General features: G+C 40.3%; 13 protein-coding genes, 1 tRNA gene and 1 pseudogene. 4 read left to right on the top strand and 11 right to left on the bottom strand.

The window, feature by feature from the left end:
* The first annotated feature begins 142 nt into the window (after positions 1 to 142).
* On the top strand, positions 143 to 868 hold the full coding sequence (locus Q0874_RS00255) for a DUF3667 domain-containing protein (RefSeq protein WP_299157905.1): 726 nt from the start codon (positions 143 to 145) through the stop codon (positions 866 to 868).
* Between the two features lie 110 nt (positions 869 to 978).
* Here Q0874_RS00255 and Q0874_RS00250 read toward each other — a convergent pair whose 3' ends face one another.
* From Q0874_RS00250 to Q0874_RS00220, 7 genes and pseudogenes are all read right to left on the bottom strand, one after another.
* Positions 979 to 2,055 (bottom strand): alpha/beta hydrolase, encoded by a 1,077-nt coding sequence (locus Q0874_RS00250; protein WP_299157904.1) that lies wholly within the window; start codon positions 2,053 to 2,055, stop codon positions 979 to 981.
* A gap of 221 nt (positions 2,056 to 2,276) precedes the next feature.
* Positions 2,277 to 3,362, bottom strand: coding sequence for an alpha/beta hydrolase fold domain-containing protein (locus Q0874_RS00245; protein ID WP_299157903.1), 1,086 nt, complete (start codon positions 3,360 to 3,362; stop codon positions 2,277 to 2,279).
* 74 nt (positions 3,363 to 3,436) lie between these two features.
* A pseudogene (locus Q0874_RS00240) lies at positions 3,437 to 3,736 on the bottom strand (tyrosine-type recombinase/integrase); the annotation flags it as partial.
* Between the two features lie 270 nt (positions 3,737 to 4,006).
* Complete coding sequence (locus Q0874_RS00235) at positions 4,007 to 6,223, bottom strand: hypothetical protein (protein WP_299157901.1); 2,217 nt, start codon at positions 6,221 to 6,223, stop codon at positions 4,007 to 4,009.
* A gap of 15 nt (positions 6,224 to 6,238) precedes the next feature.
* A complete protein-coding gene (locus Q0874_RS00230) occupies positions 6,239 to 7,579 on the bottom strand; it encodes a RagB/SusD family nutrient uptake outer membrane protein (protein WP_299157900.1) in 1,341 nt (446 codons plus the stop codon).
* Positions 7,580 to 7,590: 11 nt separating this feature from the next.
* Complete coding sequence (locus Q0874_RS00225; protein WP_299157899.1) at positions 7,591 to 10,602, bottom strand: TonB-dependent receptor; 3,012 nt, start codon at positions 10,600 to 10,602, stop codon at positions 7,591 to 7,593.
* 584 nt (positions 10,603 to 11,186) lie between these two features.
* Positions 11,187 to 11,259 (bottom strand) — tRNA-Met (locus tag Q0874_RS00220).
* Positions 11,260 to 11,379: 120 nt separating this feature from the next.
* On the opposite strand from Q0874_RS00220, the gene Q0874_RS00215 reads away from it, so the two are divergent.
* Positions 11,380 to 12,738: a sodium:alanine symporter family protein gene (locus Q0874_RS00215; protein ID WP_299157898.1), complete on the top strand. Its 1,359-nt coding sequence runs from the start codon at positions 11,380 to 11,382 to the stop codon at positions 12,736 to 12,738.
* Positions 12,738 to 13,622, top strand: a complete 885-nt coding sequence (era, locus tag Q0874_RS00210; protein WP_299157897.1) for a GTPase Era — start codon at positions 12,738 to 12,740, stop codon at positions 13,620 to 13,622. Before Q0874_RS00215 ends, era begins: the two co-directional genes overlap by 1 nt.
* A 1-nt stretch (position 13,623) precedes the next feature.
* On the opposite strand, the gene Q0874_RS00205 is transcribed toward era, so the two are convergent.
* On the bottom strand, positions 13,624 to 14,169 hold the full coding sequence (locus Q0874_RS00205; protein ID WP_367275377.1) for a GTP-binding protein: 546 nt from the start codon (positions 14,167 to 14,169) through the stop codon (positions 13,624 to 13,626).
* A gap of 99 nt (positions 14,170 to 14,268) precedes the next feature.
* On the opposite strand from Q0874_RS00205, the gene der reads away from it, so the two are divergent.
* Complete coding sequence (gene der, locus Q0874_RS00200) at positions 14,269 to 15,570, top strand: ribosome biogenesis GTPase Der (RefSeq protein WP_299157895.1); 1,302 nt, start codon at positions 14,269 to 14,271, stop codon at positions 15,568 to 15,570.
* Positions 15,571 to 15,601: 31 nt separating this feature from the next.
* Here der and Q0874_RS00195 read toward each other — a convergent pair whose 3' ends face one another.
* The 3 genes from Q0874_RS00195 to Q0874_RS00185 are packed head-to-tail and all read right to left on the bottom strand — an operon-like array spanning position 15,602 to position 17,427.
* Entirely contained in the window at positions 15,602 to 16,399 is a 798-nt protein-coding gene (locus Q0874_RS00195) for a YgcG family protein (protein WP_299157894.1), read from the bottom strand.
* On the bottom strand, positions 16,380 to 16,817 hold the full coding sequence (locus tag Q0874_RS00190; RefSeq protein ID WP_299157893.1) for a TPM domain-containing protein: 438 nt from the start codon (positions 16,815 to 16,817) through the stop codon (positions 16,380 to 16,382). Before Q0874_RS00190 ends, Q0874_RS00195 begins: the two co-directional genes overlap by 20 nt.
* 10 nt (positions 16,818 to 16,827) lie before the next feature.
* Positions 16,828 to 17,427 (bottom strand): LemA family protein, encoded by a 600-nt coding sequence (locus tag Q0874_RS00185; RefSeq protein WP_299157892.1) that lies wholly within the window; start codon positions 17,425 to 17,427, stop codon positions 16,828 to 16,830.
* Positions 17,428 to 17,439 lie beyond the last annotated feature (12 nt).

Raw genomic sequence — 17,439 nt, 5'->3', positions numbered from 1 at the left:
GTATCTTTTTCTAGCTGATTTGTTAATTAACCTTATTGAGCAATTAAATTTTTAAGCTTACCCCGGTAACCTAGAATTCAATATCTTAAAGGCAGACAGGAACTACTTCAATAATATTTATAAACTAAACAGATAGCGGAGGATGAAATGTAAAAACTGTAATGAGCCAATAATGGGTGATTATAAGTATTGTCCGCATTGTGGTCAGAAATCGGATATTGAAAGATTAAATTTACAACAGTTGCTAAGAGACCTATGGATGGCATTTAGCAATACAGATCGGGGAATTCTGCTATTGGTTCGACAATTAGTATACAGACCAGGTAAAGTGGCCCGGGGCTATATTTCAGGGCAGCGAAAGACCTATTTTAATCCCTTTAGTTTTTTGGCAATTATGGTAGCGATTGCATTATTTTTTATTTTGAAGTTCGAAGATACCGCAATCAATTATTCCACGATAGAAACTAATGAGATTGAGCTTTTGCGTTTTACCTTTAGGTATTTCAATGTATTTATACTTCTCATGTGTCCAATTTACGGTTTCCTGATCTGGTTATTTTTTATAGGGCGTCGAACCAATTTTGTTGAAAATTTAGCTTTATCTGCTTATCTAAGTGGACAAACGATGCTTTATTATATCATTGCTTTAATCATCTTTATTCTCTTTCCGTCGTCCATGAAAATTTTAGGTCTAGTTTTCGGATTTCTTATAAGTTTTTGGTACATAGTAGCTGTGTTACAGTTTTATCAAACGCGGTCAGCATGGAGTATTATAAAATCTGTATTGGTTATTCTTATAACGCAATTCGTTTCACAGGGAATCATAATTTCTACCTTTTTCATCTATAAAAAATTGATTTTATTATGAATCTCATATCTGATAAAGCTACATTTTAATTTCTTTGCAGAAAATACCATATAACGGTAAGTATATGGCGTGTTCAATGCGCTATATACAATGTTGTGGCTAGTTTAATATTAATAGATTAAATGCTCTTTAAAAAAATCATTCACTTTGTTCAGAGCAATTTCAGTTTCAGGAATAGAATACCTTTGAAAAACATGAGGCATGCCTTCGTAAATATCCAGTTTTACATCTACATCAGCAATATCCATTGCTTGATATAATCTTACAAATGAGCTTAATAATAATTCTTTGGTTCCTCCTTGTATTAAGGTAGGAGCATACCCTTTGTTAAAATCTCCATAGATGGAAGAAACGTATGGGTTTTTATAATCTGATGTATCAGCATATGCTTTAAAGGAAGGTTTAATATGTTTTTTATAATCATAAAAACCTTCGGCTGCTTTTAAAGTTTGAAAGCTTTCACCAGGGCATGAAAGGTCGCCCATAGGTGAATATAAAACCACAGCTGCAGGTAAACCAAAACCCTCATCCCGGAGTCTTAATGCCGTTGTTGATGCCAAACCACCACCAGCAGAATCTCCAAATAGACCAATTTCAGCCATGGTATAACCTTCTTTAAGCAACTCTTTGAAAACAGTTATGATTTCATCAGAAATTTCTAACCATTTAGCATGAGGTGCTAAAGTATAATCAATTGCTATAACTCTACATCCTGTGGCTTGAGCAGTCTGCCCTGAAACATTAATAGTAGACAAAGCACTAAATAAAACGTAAGCACCTCCATGGGTGTAGACAAGAACTTTACCGTTATCCTTCCAATTATTAGGTTTGATATCTAGAACAGGGATTCCTCCTAAATTGAGTTCTGTAACCTTAAGACCTAGTTGAGCTATGAATGCTTCATTTTGATCTTTGGTAGCTATTTCAACTTGGTGTTGAACTGTTTTCCACCGCTCCTTGTCTTCTGGTAATGGAACATGCGGTTTGCTTTTTGCTGATGTAAAAGCATTAATGATTTCTTTTGCTTCAGGTGAAATGGTTTGCGATGCGTAGTTGTAGAGGGAAATATCTTTATCTGAGATGACACCTTTTTCCAAGCTACCCTCATTATTATTTACATCTACGGGTTGACAAGCCATCATAATTAGCAACAAGCTAAAACAAGCAAAAAATATTTTAGTTTTCATGATTATAAGATTTATTATTATCGATTGTTTCAAATTCCTCCTAACGGTCCGGCTATGATGTCGTGAGGATTAAAAAGCCGAGGAGTTTCTTATCCAACGAGCTGCTTTCAATTTAATTCTTAATGGCAAAGCCTGCAAAACTCGAAAGCGTTTCCGTTCCACATAACCCCATGCATTAATAGCCAATGTTGTGTGGCGTATTATTTTTCTTTTAGATTATACTATTCCAGGTAGTTTTTAAGAAAACTATTTAGGTCATTCAAGGCGACTTGTGATTCTGGAGCCTGATGAACAAGTAAATAATCTGCATGAGAATGTCCTTCAATTACTACAAGTTTGGTCTTTACTCCAGCCTCCCGTAATTTCATATCTACCCGTACAGTGTTACTTAATAATAAATCGCGTGTGCCAGTGATTAAAAAAGCAGGAGGGAAATCCTGATAATTGCCATACACAGGTGAAATTAAAGGGTCTGTTTGGTTTTTCCCATTTGCGTATAGCCTTGTCGCTTCGTCAAGTAAACCTTCATATGACCCTAATACACGGTCTACATCAGCATTTGTATACCAGGAATCCCCCGTCTTATTTACATCACTTCCGGGGGTTCCAATAAACAAAGCATTGGGAAGTCGATTGCCATAACTCTTCAGTTCAAACACAGTAGATAATGCCAATGATCCTCCCGCTGATGTTCCTCCCATAAATAGGTTATGGTCTGGGTATTTTTGAAGGATACCATTATAAGCATTTAATACATCATTCAAGCCGTCAGGAAACGGATGATCAGGAACCAGGCCATAATCAATGGATATTAATGGAATCTTTAAGTAATGGGCCAAAATAACTGCTTCCATGGTGCCAGCTTTCCCCGCATTTAAGAAATATCCACCACCATGAATGTGAATGAACCAGGATCTTTCATAATCCATATCAATCTCTTCGGGGATAACGTAGAATATCGTCACGTTATTTATTTCACTTTTTTCAATATTAATAGACCATGCACTAGATAATTTTTCAACATTCAATATGGTCGCAGAGTCCCGGGAATTTTGCATCGCTTTCCATTCGGCTGCATTCTTAGGGTAATTCATTAATGCCTCTTTTGTAGGAGGCCTTAGTAGATCCATGGATTGTATAAATTCCTTACTCATGAAAATTGTATCAGGATCCGGTATGAATCTTTCCTCTAGAGTTATTCCTGCTTTTGATGCATCAATGGTGTCGGAATTATTTTCCGTTTTTTGAGTACAACTAGAAATTATTACCAGAAGTAGAGTGATTAATGAAGTGATTTCCCTATTCATACTTGTGAATTTTCTGTTATTGTCAATTTGATCTTATGCCACACAACTTGTTATATCCGCACTAAAATAATTATTTATCCCTTACTTTTCCCGGATAATGATATTTTTAAGGGATTTTTATCCGATTCCAATAGTTCAAGAACCACAGTATCTAAAGGGCTTTGTATCTGCAACAGATCTTTCTGAGCCACATGGGTATAAATCATCGTTGTTTCTGTTTTTGAATGGCCCAGTAAATCCTGCACATGTCGCAATCCAACACCATTTTCTATAAGATGCGTGGCATAGGAGTGCCGTAAAGTATGTGGAGTACAGTGCTTTTTTATACCCGCCCGTTGACAACTCTTTTGTAAAAATTTACGAACACTTCCCTCGCTATATTTTTTTTGCTGTGGCCCTTAAATAAAGTAATAGACTGGTCTGTAGGTCATTAGGTAATTGTGTAGTAAAGACAACATGCTTTCGGCAAGGATACCATTTTTGACTTTTTATAAGATTCCAATAACCCAGCTCAGCGCATTAACTCTACAAAGAAAGCCATTATAGCATTGTGAATTTATTGAGTTTTGGATTTTGAGTTTTGAAATTTATTCAGGCAACTGGATCGGAAGCGGCCTTAAGTAGTATTATCCTTTATACGAATATTATTCAAGCCCCAGTTCTTTTTCCCAGGCAGGGTCCCAGTCGCCTTCTTCCTTTAAATAGGCAATAACCTCCGCTCGTTGGCGGTGAACTTCTTCGGTAATTCTTTTTTCTAATGCCTTATACCCGGAATTATCTTTAAAACGTTTATAAATACCCAACTTCATCTCGGAGAAGACTTCTCGTCGATCTTTTTTTATGAAAAAGCGCTCTTCCAGTGCTTTTAGAAAATTCGTGGTGTCATTGGAGATATAAAAACAATCCAATTGAATATCATTATTTGTATAAGAAGTGAAGGAGTCTTCTTCAATTATTTTATTATAGTACTTACAGATTTCCTGTGAAAATGAATCGGCTTTTTTATTTTCATTGTTCATTCTCAGATAATCTATATAATAAACCCATACTTCGGCTTCTTCAAGCTCCAAACTATCGACATCTATAGTATTTTTTTTAAGATATGTAAAGGTATGTTCCAATATTGAAATGGCCTTTTGGTAGTTTTGCAATCCACCGTTTAACCATGCCCTATCTTTTGCCTCTTCTTCCGGATCAAGATTTTTTTCTGAAACCCAAAAATCTATCCATTCCTCCCATTTAGGATAATCCTTTTTTAGCTCATATATATGGCTAACATTATAAAATGTTGCCATATTATCAGGATAGCGCATTTGCAATTGGTTCATATATTTTTCAGAAACAGGCCATAAATCTAGATTCAGGGGAAATACTACATGAGAAATGAGATTATCTAATATATAGGGGTCCTTTTTACCTGCTTCATGGATTAATTTAAATCCCTCGACAAGGTTTCCGTAGGGTTCATTTCCCAGCCATAGTGCTTTTCTGCGTGCAGCACCAGCCGACGGGTCATTAGCAATGATATTATCAACAATACTAAAGGCTTTTTCATACTCTTTATTTCTATAATAATTCATCGCTAATATCGTCGCGAAAAAGTCTAACGGGTCTAATTCTACTGCCCGTTCCAAAGATTTAATTCCTAACTCCATCTGTTTTGCCCAACCTAAGGCTTGGAATAGGGCATAATGGGCATCGGCGTAACTAGGTTTTAGTTCAATAGCTTTTCTAAGGTTTGAGATGGCTTTACTGGAATCAATCCGAAGTCTAAGATGGTAACTCGCTTCGGCTTTTAATACTTCAGGTTTGTTAGGAGCAATGCTTAGGGCTTTTTTAAGATGAAAATCCATCCTTTCGTCCCTGACTTCCTTACTTAAGTTTCCATAGAAGAAACGTTGTGGATATAAAAAACTTAGCTCGGCATGGGCCTCTGCAAACTCAGGGTCTATTTCCAGGGCCTGGTTGAGCAGGCTTATGGCCTGCTCCAGGTTTTTGTCGTCCCTTTTTACTGAAAACTGCCGTGCCCTTATATAGAATTTGTATGCCTCGGTATTCTCTGTAAGCTTGGTTGAAAGTACCTTATCTTCATCCGGGAGTAATTGAATTCTTAGCTGTTTAGCTACCTTTCTGCTTACATCTTCCTGTATACCAAAAACTTCATCAAAATCATCTTCATAGGTTTCTGACCATAAATGATAGCCATTATAAGCATTGATCAATTGGGCAGTTATTTTGATCCTATTACGCCGGCTATCATACTGCACACTTCCCTCCAAAACATAATTAACGGTCAATTGTTCTGCTATTTTTCGAACATCTTCATTTTTGTTTTTAAATTTAAATGACGAAGTACGGGCCGTAACCTGCAGCCCACTTAAATTAGCCAATTCGTCCAGGATCTGCTCCGTCAATCCGTCTGCGAAATATTCATTTTCTTCTTCACTGCTCATATTCGCAAAGGGGAGGACCGCTATGGAAGCCATTTGCTTATCAGGGTATAGGGTTGAGCCTGCCAAAAAGAGCCGTTCAACCAGCATCAGGATCAGCACCAGGCTTAAAGAGCCTATAATGAGGCGATTTATTCTCCGACCCGCTTTGCGATTGTCCGTTGTATCTTGTTGTACTGCCCCCGTACGCTTCAATCCCTGTGGAGTAAATTCATAAAGCCAGGCCAGGACCAGGGCAATAGGGAAGCCTACCAGCAGGATGCGGGTTGTCAATGGCGCGATGCTATCCGGCCAGTTTAGGTTAGGCCCCACGGTGCTGACCACCTGTATGATGAGCCATGCGGTAACCAGGTAGGCTACAGCTACTTTGTAGACATTTCGACGTTTAAGTTCTTCAAAGAAGTTGCTCATAATGCTTTTTTTCTTTTAGTTGTTGTATCCGGGATTTTGCTCCAGGTTGGGGTTGGTGTCAATATCGTCCTGGGGAATTGGCATTACCAGGTTAGGGGCATCATAAGGGAGTCCATCGATGGTCTCCAGGAGGCGTTTGGCATCATGGAAACGATGACCTTCAAAGGCCAGTTCGCGCTGCCGCTCTTCGAGGATATCCTGCAGGGTGAGTCCAATTATTGGGTTGGCATTGGAGCGGGCCCTCAAGGCATTGATTTCTGTTTCGGGTGCCAGACCCAGGTTGGTTCCTTCGCGGAAATTGCTCTCGGCGCGGATGAGGTGCATTTCTGCCACACGGATATAGGGTGCATTAGCAAACTGTCCCTGCCATTTGGAGCTTACCGTGGTGCCGTTGCCCAGGTAGAAGAAACCGGACCGGTCGTCTGGTTCGGTAAATAGATCAAAGAAAGGGGCTTCAACAGTGACATCTGCAGTCTGGGAACGCCCTCCGAATTCAATAGTGGCCCAGTAGGTATTGAAATCATTTACTCCATCCTGTGTGGTAACCTGCCAGGCGAAAATGTCCTCAATGCCATCGTTTTCGTTGTTAAAGGCAGAAGCCAGGTCCGGAACCAGAAAATGTCCACTGTTTTCCAGGACTTCGTGCGCGGCATCCCGGGCTGCGGCGTAATTGCCCTGTTGTAAATATACTCTGGCTAGCATGGCCTGTGCGGCGTAGGCATCGGCCCGGAATCCATTATCCGGAGGCAGGAGCGCATTGGCGACTTGTAAATCGGAGATAAGTTGTGTGTATACTTCCTCCAATGATGCCCTGGCAGGGTAGCTGATCTGGCTTAGATCGGTTACTGCATCGAAAATAATAGGTAAACCTGGTTGGGTGTTGTTGCCTGCGGCTTCGTAGGGGAGGGCAAAATAGCGGACCATTTCAAAATAGAGCAATCCCCGCATGAATTTGGCTTCCCCTTCTAATTGAGCCCTCTGATCCGGATCTTGCGCCAATTCCAGGTTTTCAAGGACAATGTTGCAAAGATTGATTGAGCGGTAGGCATTAGCCCAGAGAAGACGGATAAAGACATTTGTAGTAATGACTTCCTTGCGCTCAAACTCAAAGAATTGTGCAAAGGTGCCCCGATAAGCCAGATTACTTTCATTGGCCAGCAACTCCGAAACTGTTTGAAATTCCCCGGCGTATTGATCATCAGCAAAGGAATAGGCGCCTAAAAGTAAACGGTCTAAATTATCCGGGTCCTCCAGCAGCGTTTCCGGGGTAAGGCTATCTGTAGGTTCAATGTCCAGGTTATTATCACAACCTATGATAAGTATTGAAACAAAAAGGATTAGATATAAATTTTTCATCATCATTTTTTTTAGAAGTCCACATTAAATCCTAAAGTGTAGGTACGTGCCTGAGGAGGTGAATAGAAACCGGTTCCCGAGAACAAGGAGTTTCTCTGTCGAAAGTCCCATGTTGATTCGGGATCCCAACCCTTAAAATCTGTAAATATCAAAAGATTTACCCCTGTAAAGTACACCCGGATTCTATCGAGTCCCAGGTTTTCTGAGACATCCTTGGGCAATGTATACCCCAAGGTAAGATTCCGAAGGCGTATAAAATCTGCATCTTCCAGGTAACGGGAAGATTGTTGGGTGCCGTTTCCTCCAAATAAACGGGCCTGGGGGACATTGGTAATATCACCCTGTTGTTGCCAGCGATTTAGTTGGTCCCGGGTTTGGTTGTCAAAGAAATCCGCATTAGAGGATTGATAGATACCCCCGGCATTATAAAACTGGGCCCCCCATTGCCCCTGGAAGACAAAAGAAAAATCGATCCCCTTATATTGCAAGTTATTCGTCATCCCTGCGATCACATTTGGGAACGGGTTGCCAAGGATCCGGCGGCTGGCTTCCGCAAAGTCAGCCGTAGTAGTTCGGTCCAGGCTGCCATCCGGTAATTCCGTATTGCGATAAAACAAGGCATCCCCGTTATCCGGGTCCACACCAGCATATTCAGGTATATAAAATGAAGCTACCGGTTCTCCTTCCCTTACAATTTTTTCTTCACGAACTATATCGGCACCGTCTGGTAGTGCCTTTACTTCATTATTGTTTATGGCGATATTCAGGGAAGTACTCCAGCTGAAATCCTCTGTTATTATATTTTTGGTATCGAGGGTAAATTCAAATCCGGTATTTACAATATCAGCAGCATTCTGGTTTACAAATCGAATTCCATTTGTATAGGGGATAGGAACCAGGAATAAGGCACCCTCCGTATCCTTGATATAGTAATCCATACTGGTATTGACACGGTTATTGATAAATCCAAGATCCAATCCGAAATTGACTTGTTTGGTTTCTTCCCAACTCAGATTAGGATCTCCTAAGGCCGCCAACCAAAATCCAGGGTTCTGATTATAGTTTCTGGTAACAAACTGTGTACGGCTTGCAAAGTTTCCTATGTTAGCATTTCCTGTAAGCCCCCAGCTGGCTCTCAGTTTCAGGTTGGACAGGGTTTTATTATCCTTTAGAAAGGGGGCTTCAGATGCCAGCCAGCCAATTGAAGCGGCCGGGAAAGTTCCGTACTTTACCTCGGAACCAAAGCGCGACGAGCCGTCCACACGCACACTGGCTTTTAGCAGCCAGTTATTGAATAGGGTAGCACTGGCCCGGGCAAAATAGGATACGAAACTGAAGGCTGTTTCTGATGTAAAACCACCTGTAATTTCTCCTGCACTATCTAGCTTCCGCAATTGGTCTGATGGGAAATCCTGTCCTTCTATCGACAGGGATTTGAATTTGTTTTCTTCATAGGACATTCCCAGAGTTGCCTCCAGTTGCCAATCATTACCAAAATGTTGATAATTGAAATAATTATTTATCACGTATTTTTCGTTGATAAAACTCAAAGCATCTGCAAAGCCATTGGTAGAAGCATATTCAGTAAGGCTTCCATAGAAACGCTCTTCCAGCTGATTGTTATAATCATAACCAAGTTCTGAGCGGAAATTAAAGTTTTTAGTAAAGGCTACCTCGCCATATAATTTCATAAATGCCCGCCAGACATTGGATTTGTGATCCCCGTTAAACTGGTCCATCAGGAAATTATAATAGAGTGTGGTCTCGGTATTGGGTGTAATACCATCCTCCAGATAAGGCTTTGAAAATGGAATCTGGGCGATTGCCCCTATTGGGTTGGCAAACTCATTATCATTTGCAATTCTCGATATTTGTGTTTTACTCGCATTGGAATTGAGGCCTATCGTCAGCCATTCATTAGCACGGTGGTCAATATTGGCACGTAGACTATAGCGTTCCAGGGAATTTCCCCTTATGATACCTTCGGTTCTATTATATCCGGTTGACAGAAAAAAAGTCGTTTTTTCATCCCCTCCACTTGCGCTGAAACTTATATCATGTATGCTGCCTGAAACGAGGGCAAGGTCCTGCCAGTCCGTATCCACCTCGCCATTTCGCCAGTCTTCTTCGTTCTCTGAAAAAAGGTTGAAGAAAAAAGCTGCATCGTCTTCTGTAAAGCCCGAATTTAGTGCTGCCTCTGTGTAGAGTTCTACATATTCATTTGTATTGAGCCATTCCAGTTTGTTGGAGGCCTCGCTCAAGCCATAAGAGGAACGGAAAGAAAAGCGGGTTTCACCACTGCTACCGCTTTTGGTAGTGATCAATACAACCCCATTTGTGCCCCGGGAACCATAGATGGCAGCAGCAGATGCATCTTTAAGAATTTCTATTGAGGCAATATCTTCAGGATTAAGGCCAACAAGAGAATTTATAGGGGAGCTATTGGCACTGCGGTCTACTTTATCGATAGGTATGCCGTCTATTACATAAAGGGGTTCCTGATCCCCATTTATGGTCGCCACCCCTCGAACGCGGATTTTGAAACCAGATTCCGCCCGGCCACCTGTTTGTGTAACCTGGACCCCCGCCGCTTTACCTACTAAGGCTCCCTGTACAGAGGGCACCGGAATTTCTTTTATCTGCTCTGCCCTTAAAGAGGCGATATTATCCGTAAGTTCTTCACGGGTACTTGTACCATAGCCCACAACTATAACTTCTTCCAGGTTGTTCCCCGGCTGCAAGGTTACATCTATAGTGGAATTGGACCCAATAACTATCCGTTGGGAATTAAAACCTACATAAGAGAAAATAAGGGCTTCACCGGAGGTGAGCTGTATTTGATAGAAGCCTGAAAGATCTGTAATGGTCCCTTGGTTGGTACCTTCTACCAGGATATTCACTCCGAAAAGGGGTCTGTAAAAACTGTCTTTTACTGTGCCACTTATTGTTCTGGATTGTGCCAGTGCAGATTTACCAAAAAGCAACAAAGTAAAAATTAGTGCATATCTAATTGATTTATCCATAAAAGTTTATTTCAAATTAAGACACCTTTGGGGAGTAAAATGCCAAAGTTTATAATTCGATCTTTTACGAACTACATCACCGAGAATCTAAAATCAAGAAGATCGATATAGAATTTCTAAAACTCTCTGTAAATTAAAAAAATATATTTTAACCAACAAATTGATTATCATGCACTTGGTAGGAAAAGATTTAGTTTCGGATAATTGGATTTTGAGGTTTTAAATTATTTCAGGTAACTGGATTGTTTCCTCTCCACTTGCGTTAAAACTTCAGTGGCTTGGAAACGGTCCCGATAGCTTCTCCTTCGTAATACTATGGAGAAGGAGCTATCGGGAGGGGTTTTACAAAGAAAGTCGTCGTAGTTTTTGCATTTATTGAGTTTTGGAATTTGGTGCTTGTAATTTTTAAAAGAGGTCTGGATTCATTTCGTTGCTGAGCAACGAAATGGGCCTTGGGGGGAGCTTTACAAAGAAAACCAATAGCGCAAAGCGCTATTTATTTTTTATTACGCTCATGCTGCTGAGCCAGCTCAGCGCATTAGCTCCATAAAAAAACCAGATACTTTCATATCTGGTTTTCTTTGTAGCGGGGACTGGACTCGAACCAGCGACCTTCGGGTTATGAGCCCGACGAGCTACCTGCTGCTCTACCCCGCGATGTGGACGGCAAATATACGATGCTTTTTTAGTTATATCAAAACTTAGTGCTGTAATTATTTATCCTAACCAAGCCCCCAAAAAGGTTAAATTCCATAACTTCGGAGCTTTAGTTTGTTTATGAAGATATTTAATGACTTTTTAGCGGCTGTTCTTCCTTATACTGAATGGGTAATGCTTTTGTTAATAGTAGGAGGAGGCCTTTATCTGGTTGCTTACTCCAAATTACTTCCTTATCGTTATTTTAAACATGCCATTTTAATAACCTCCGGCAAATATGATCATCCCGATGATCCTGGTGAGGTTAGTCATCTCCAGGCATTGTCTTCTGCTGTTGCAGCTACCGTTGGCCTGGGAAATATTTCTGGTGTAGCCATTGCCATTTACCTCGGTGGGCCCGGGGTTGTTTTTTGGATTTGGATGACGGCCCTGGTAGGAATATGCATAAAGTTCTATTCCTGCAGCCTTGCCATTATGTTCCGTGATAAGGATAGTGAGGGAAACTTACAAGGGGGGCCTATGTATTATATTACCATGGGAATGGGAAAAAAGGCCAGACCATTAGCTGTTTTCTTTTGTATTGCTGGTCTTTTTGGAGTGCTCCCCGCCTTTACTACAAATCAGTTTACCCAAACATTAATGGGCGTGATTAACCCTAACGAAACTATTGCCGTATTTGGCGATTTTAATTGGAAATTGGGGATTGGTGTGGTGTTGAGTATTATTACCTCGTTTGTTATTTTCGGGGGCCTTAAAAAAATTGCTAAGGTCGCTACAGCAATTGTTCCCTTTATGGTCCTTTTATATTTATTGGCTGTTATCATTATCATGGCTATGAATGCCGGGCAGATTTGGCCCTCTTTAGAGCTAATTCTTGTAGAAGCATTCAATTTTAAAACGGCAGTGCAGGGAGGTTTATGGGGTCTGATTATTATAGGGATAAGACGAGCCGTTTTTTCCAACGAATCGGGCGTTGGGAATGCGCCGATGTACCATGGGCAGTCCAAGACAACAGAACCGATACAGGAAGGCTTGGTTGCCATGTTGGGCCCGTTTATAGATACCATTGTAGTGTGTACCTTAACCGCAGTGGTTATTATTCTGAGTGGAGCCTATTTAGATGCTGAGAGTAATGGAATTGTCATGACCCTAATCGCGTTTAAGAAGTCACTCTTTGGTTATGGCGATGTGCTTTTAATGATCATAGTTTCTGCGTTTGCACTTTCAACCCTGTTCACTTATTCTTACTACGGCACCAAATGCCTTTCATTTTTAACCAATGTTAAAGTAGGAAAGCTTTATAATTATATTTATGTAGGGAGTATTACTTTTGCAGCGGTGGCTTCTGTAGATCTTGTGGTAAATTTAATTGACCTGTCTTTTGCACTTATGGTAATTCCCAATATGATTGCAGTATTATATTTGTCGCCAAGAGTAAATATTGCGATGAAAACCTATTTTTCAAAAATTAAAGTATAATGGCTCACAAAGCAGGTTATGTGAATATCATAGGAAATCCCAATGTGGGAAAATCAACCCTTATGAATGCTTTTATTGGAGAGAAACTTTCAATAATCACCGCAAAGGCGCAGACCACCAGACATCGAATCCTGGGTATTGTAAACGGCGAGGATTTCCAGCTAATTCTTTCAGATACACCAGGCATTATTAAACCTGCCTACGAATTGCAGGATTCCATGATGAAATTTGTGAAATCTGCCTTTGAAGACGCGGATATTCTTATTTACATGGTGGAGATTGGTGAGAAAGCATTAAAGGACGCCTCTTTTCTTGAAAGACTTAAAGAAAGCAAGATACCCGTATTGCTATTACTTAATAAAATTGATGTTTCAGATCAACAAACGCTGGAGGAGCAAACACAATATTGGCAGGAACAACTCCCTACAGCGGAAATTCATCCTATTTCAGCCCTGAAAAATTTCAATATTAAGGAAGTATTTGAACGTATTTTAGAATTATTGCCGGAAGCACCTCCTTATTTTCCAAAGGACCAGTTAACAGATAAACCGGAGCGTTTTTTTGTGAACGAAATCATCCGCGAAAAAATTCTTGAACATTATAAAAAGGAGATTCCATATTCCGTTGAAATTGAAACGGAAGAATTTTTGGAGGATGAAAAGATAATCCGGATCAGATCGGTTATTATGGTTGAGCGCGATTCTCAAAAGGGCATAATTATCGGACACAAGGGTTCTGCATTGAAAAGGGTAGGAGTAGCCGCCAGAAAAGACCTGGAAAAATTCTTTGACAAGCAGGTGTATATTGAACTCTATGTAAAAGTCAACAAAAACTGGCGAAGCAACCCCAATCAACTTCGCAGGTTTGGGTATGATCAGAAATAAGTCAGCTTAAATGTAAAACCTCTCTCATAAAATGGAACAATTGGTTCATTTGAGGTTTACCTTTTCTTCTTCCCGCTCTGCCAAAAGCGTATAGAACGAACCATAGTAAAACCATAAAAATCATTGCCCCCAGTTGCAGTCCATATGATTTGTCTAAGGAAGCACTTGAATAGGCCCAAATTCCGAAGATTATAAAAAAGGTTCCCACCCCAAAATGTAAAAACATAAAAAATGTCCATAATGTGGGGTTGGGGCCGAACAGGCCATATACCTTAGATTTTTCAGTGTCTATTTCGTTAATTTCCAAATGTAGTTGGGGTGACCAAAAATGAACATCTTTTTGTTGGAATTTTATAAAGACATGATCATCTATTCGATTTATCAGGAAAGGTTCCTTCTTTTTATTTTCAAAAGACTCCAGCACACTTTCCTTGGGCTGTGGAAGCTCCAGCTGGAACCTTGGCCTTAGAACAATGTCATTGGGTAATGCTTTCATGCCTGGTTTTGTTTGCTCATAAAAGATACCTATTTCTTTTGAAACATCCATCTCAGAGTTATCTAAATATACCAGGTCATGGTCCGATGCCCTATCTTTTATTTTTTATCTAGTTTCTTTAACACTAACTTTGCGGCCTAATTCGCAAGTATGGGCGCTATTGTAGCCATAGTAGGAAGGCCGAATGTTGGAAAATCTACATTCTTTAATCGTTTAATACAAAGACGTGAAGCCATTGTAGATGCCGTGAGTGGGGTAACTCGTGACAGGCATTATGGTAAGAGCGACTGGAACGGTAAGGAATTCTCATTAATAGATACCGGAGGCTATGTACTGGGGAGTGATGATATCTTTGAGCAGGAAATAGACAAACAGGTAGAACTGGCCATTGAAGAATCAGATGCTATAATTTTTATGGTAGATGTGGAAACCGGTATTACCGGTATGGATGAGGATGTAGCTAATTTATTGCGCCGTGCCAAAAAACCTGTTTTTTTGGCTGTTAATAAAGTAGATAATGCGAAAAGGGCAGAGGATGCAGTTGAGTTTTATGCACTTGGATTAGGAGATTATTACACGCTTTCCAGTATAAACGGCAGCGGTACCGGAGAATTACTGGATGACCTGGTTGAGGTATTGCCGGAAAGTGAAGAAGTTGAAGATGAACTACCCAGGTTTGCAGTAGTTGGGAGACCCAATGCGGGGAAATCTTCTTTTATCAATGCATTAATTGGTGAAGAAAGATATATTGTTACAGATATTGCAGGTACCACACGTGATAGTATAGATACCAAGTACAACCGCTTTGGTTTTGAGTTTAATTTGGTAGATACCGCAGGTATTCGCCGGAAAGCGAAGGTAAAAGAGGACCTGGAGTTTTATTCCGTCATGCGTTCTGTGAGGGCCATTGAACACTGTGATGTTTGTTTGCTTTTGTTAGATGCTACCCGTGGATTTGACGGACAGGTAGAGAATATTTTCTGGTTAGCACAGCGCAACAACAAAGGAATAGTGATCCTGGTTAACAAATGGGATTTAGTAGAGAAGGATACTCATGCAGTTAAACTTTATACTCAAAAAATTAAACAGGCCATTGAACCCTTTACAGATGTTCCTATCCTTTTTATGTCGGTTCATACCAAACAGCGTATTTTTAAGGCCATAGAAACGGCTGTAGAAGTCTATAAAAACCGCTCTAAACGAATTCCCACCAGAAAACTTAATGATGTGCTGCTGCCCATAATAGAGCATACACCACCACCGGCATACAAGGGGAAATATGTAAAGATTAAATACATCACCCAACTGCCCACTCCATATCCGCAATTTGCTTTTTTCTGTAACCTACCGCAATATGTGCGGGAGCCTTACAAGAGGTTTTTGGAGAATAAACTACGTGAGAATTTTGATTATACAGGAGTGCCAATAACAGTCTTTATGCGGAAAAAATAGAGAAAGGTGAGACCTTGTACTAGTTATTTGATTACCAGCCTCCGGAAGAACCACCTCCACCAAAGCCTCCACCACCGAAGCCTCCACTAAAGCCACCACCTCCAAAACCTCCGCTTCCAAATCCGCCTCCGGAAGAACCCGAGTTATATCCGCCCCTGCCCATATTGCTGAGGATGATGATATCCCAAAGATCCAAGCCTTTTTTTCGGCCTCTACCTTTGCCTCCGCCACCTCTTCGGTTACGGCTGCTAAGAATAATGATGATTACTATAAAAATAATAATGGGCAGAAAGGCTCCAAAAGGAAAGTTTCCATCCCCTTCGGGAGGGCGTTCTTCTTTAAATTCACCGGTTAATACACTAAAGATAGCATCGGATCCTTTATCTAATCCGGCATAGTAATCCCCTTCTTTAAATTCAGGAATAATTATGTTTTCAATGATTCTTTTTGACAATGCATCTGTAAGTGTCGCTTCTATACCATAACCCGTGTTAATAGCTACCCTTCGGTCTTCTCTCGCCAGGAGGATCAGAATGCCGTTATCCTCAACTGCCTGTCCTATTCCCCATGCTTCTCCCCATTGTGCACCCAGGTAGTTGATATTTTCACCTTCCGTTGATTTTATTATGGCAATAACGATTTGCGTAGAAGTGCTGTCGGAATAACGGATTAATTTTTGTTCCAAAGCATTCTTATCCGAATTGGATAACAATCCATAATAATCATATACACTGGTTTGGAGTTTTGGTTTTTCAGGAATTGTAAATTGTGCAAAAACAGTGCTCCCGGACAAAAAGAATAGAATAAGACTAAGCTTTAGATACTTCATTGCTCAATTCATTTGAATCATTAGGTTTCCAAGGAAAGTGAGCCTTCAATTCTTCTCCTGCCATGAGGATTCCATTAATAATACCTTCTTTAAATTTTCCTTCTTTGAAACTCTTCTGCATAACGTCTTTAGTGGAATTCCAAAAGTTTTCAGGAACCACTTTGTCAATCCCTTTATCTCCGCAGATTACAAATTTCTTGTCACCCACAGCGACATAAATTAACACCCCATTACTTTCCTTGGTATTATCCATTTTCAGCAAATGAAAGACGTCCTGGGCTCGAATATAATGATCCAGAGAGGTCGAAATTTCTATGTGCACCCTGATTTCACCGGAAGTATTTTTTTCCGATTCAAGAATTGCGTCTACAATCTCCTGTTCTTCATCAGTGGTTAAGAAATCTTCTACTTTGGACATAAGCGCTGAATTACTTGAATTCAAAATCCACATCGGGGGCATTTTCAGAACCAGGATTCGCCTGGTACCTGGCCATTTCATCAAATCCAAACCAACCGGCTAAAATTTTATTGGGAAATTTTGAAGTATAGATGTCATAGATATTAACTTGTTCATTAAATCTATCCCTTGCCACATTAATTCGGTTTTCTGTCCCTTCGAGTTGAGACTGCAATTCAAGGAAATTTTGATTTGCCTTTAAATCCGGATATCTCTCTACTGTAACCAATAAACGTGATAAAGCTGAAGACAATCCCGTTTGTGCTTCCTGAAACGCAGCCATTTTCTCTGGCGTGAGATTATCCACGTCTATAGTGGTTGAAGTGGCCTTTGCACGAGCCTCAATGACATCGGTCAGAGTTCCTCTTTCAAAATCTGCGGCACCCTGTACCGTTTTCACCAAATTCCCAATCAGATCATTTCTTCTTTGATAAGAACTTTCAACATTAGACCATGCCGTTTTGGCATTGGCTTCATATTCTACTGAGGTATTGTTAAATCCAACGGCCCATTGATAAATACCAAATGCTAAGACCACAAGGATAATTACGGGAATTAACCATTTTTTCATAATTGTGTTATT

It is taken from the genome of uncultured Eudoraea sp. (genome assembly GCF_947490415.1).
Taxonomy (GTDB): Bacteria; Bacteroidota; Bacteroidia; order Flavobacteriales; family Flavobacteriaceae; genus Eudoraea.
This window is presented reverse-complemented; position numbering and strand designations above follow the sequence as displayed.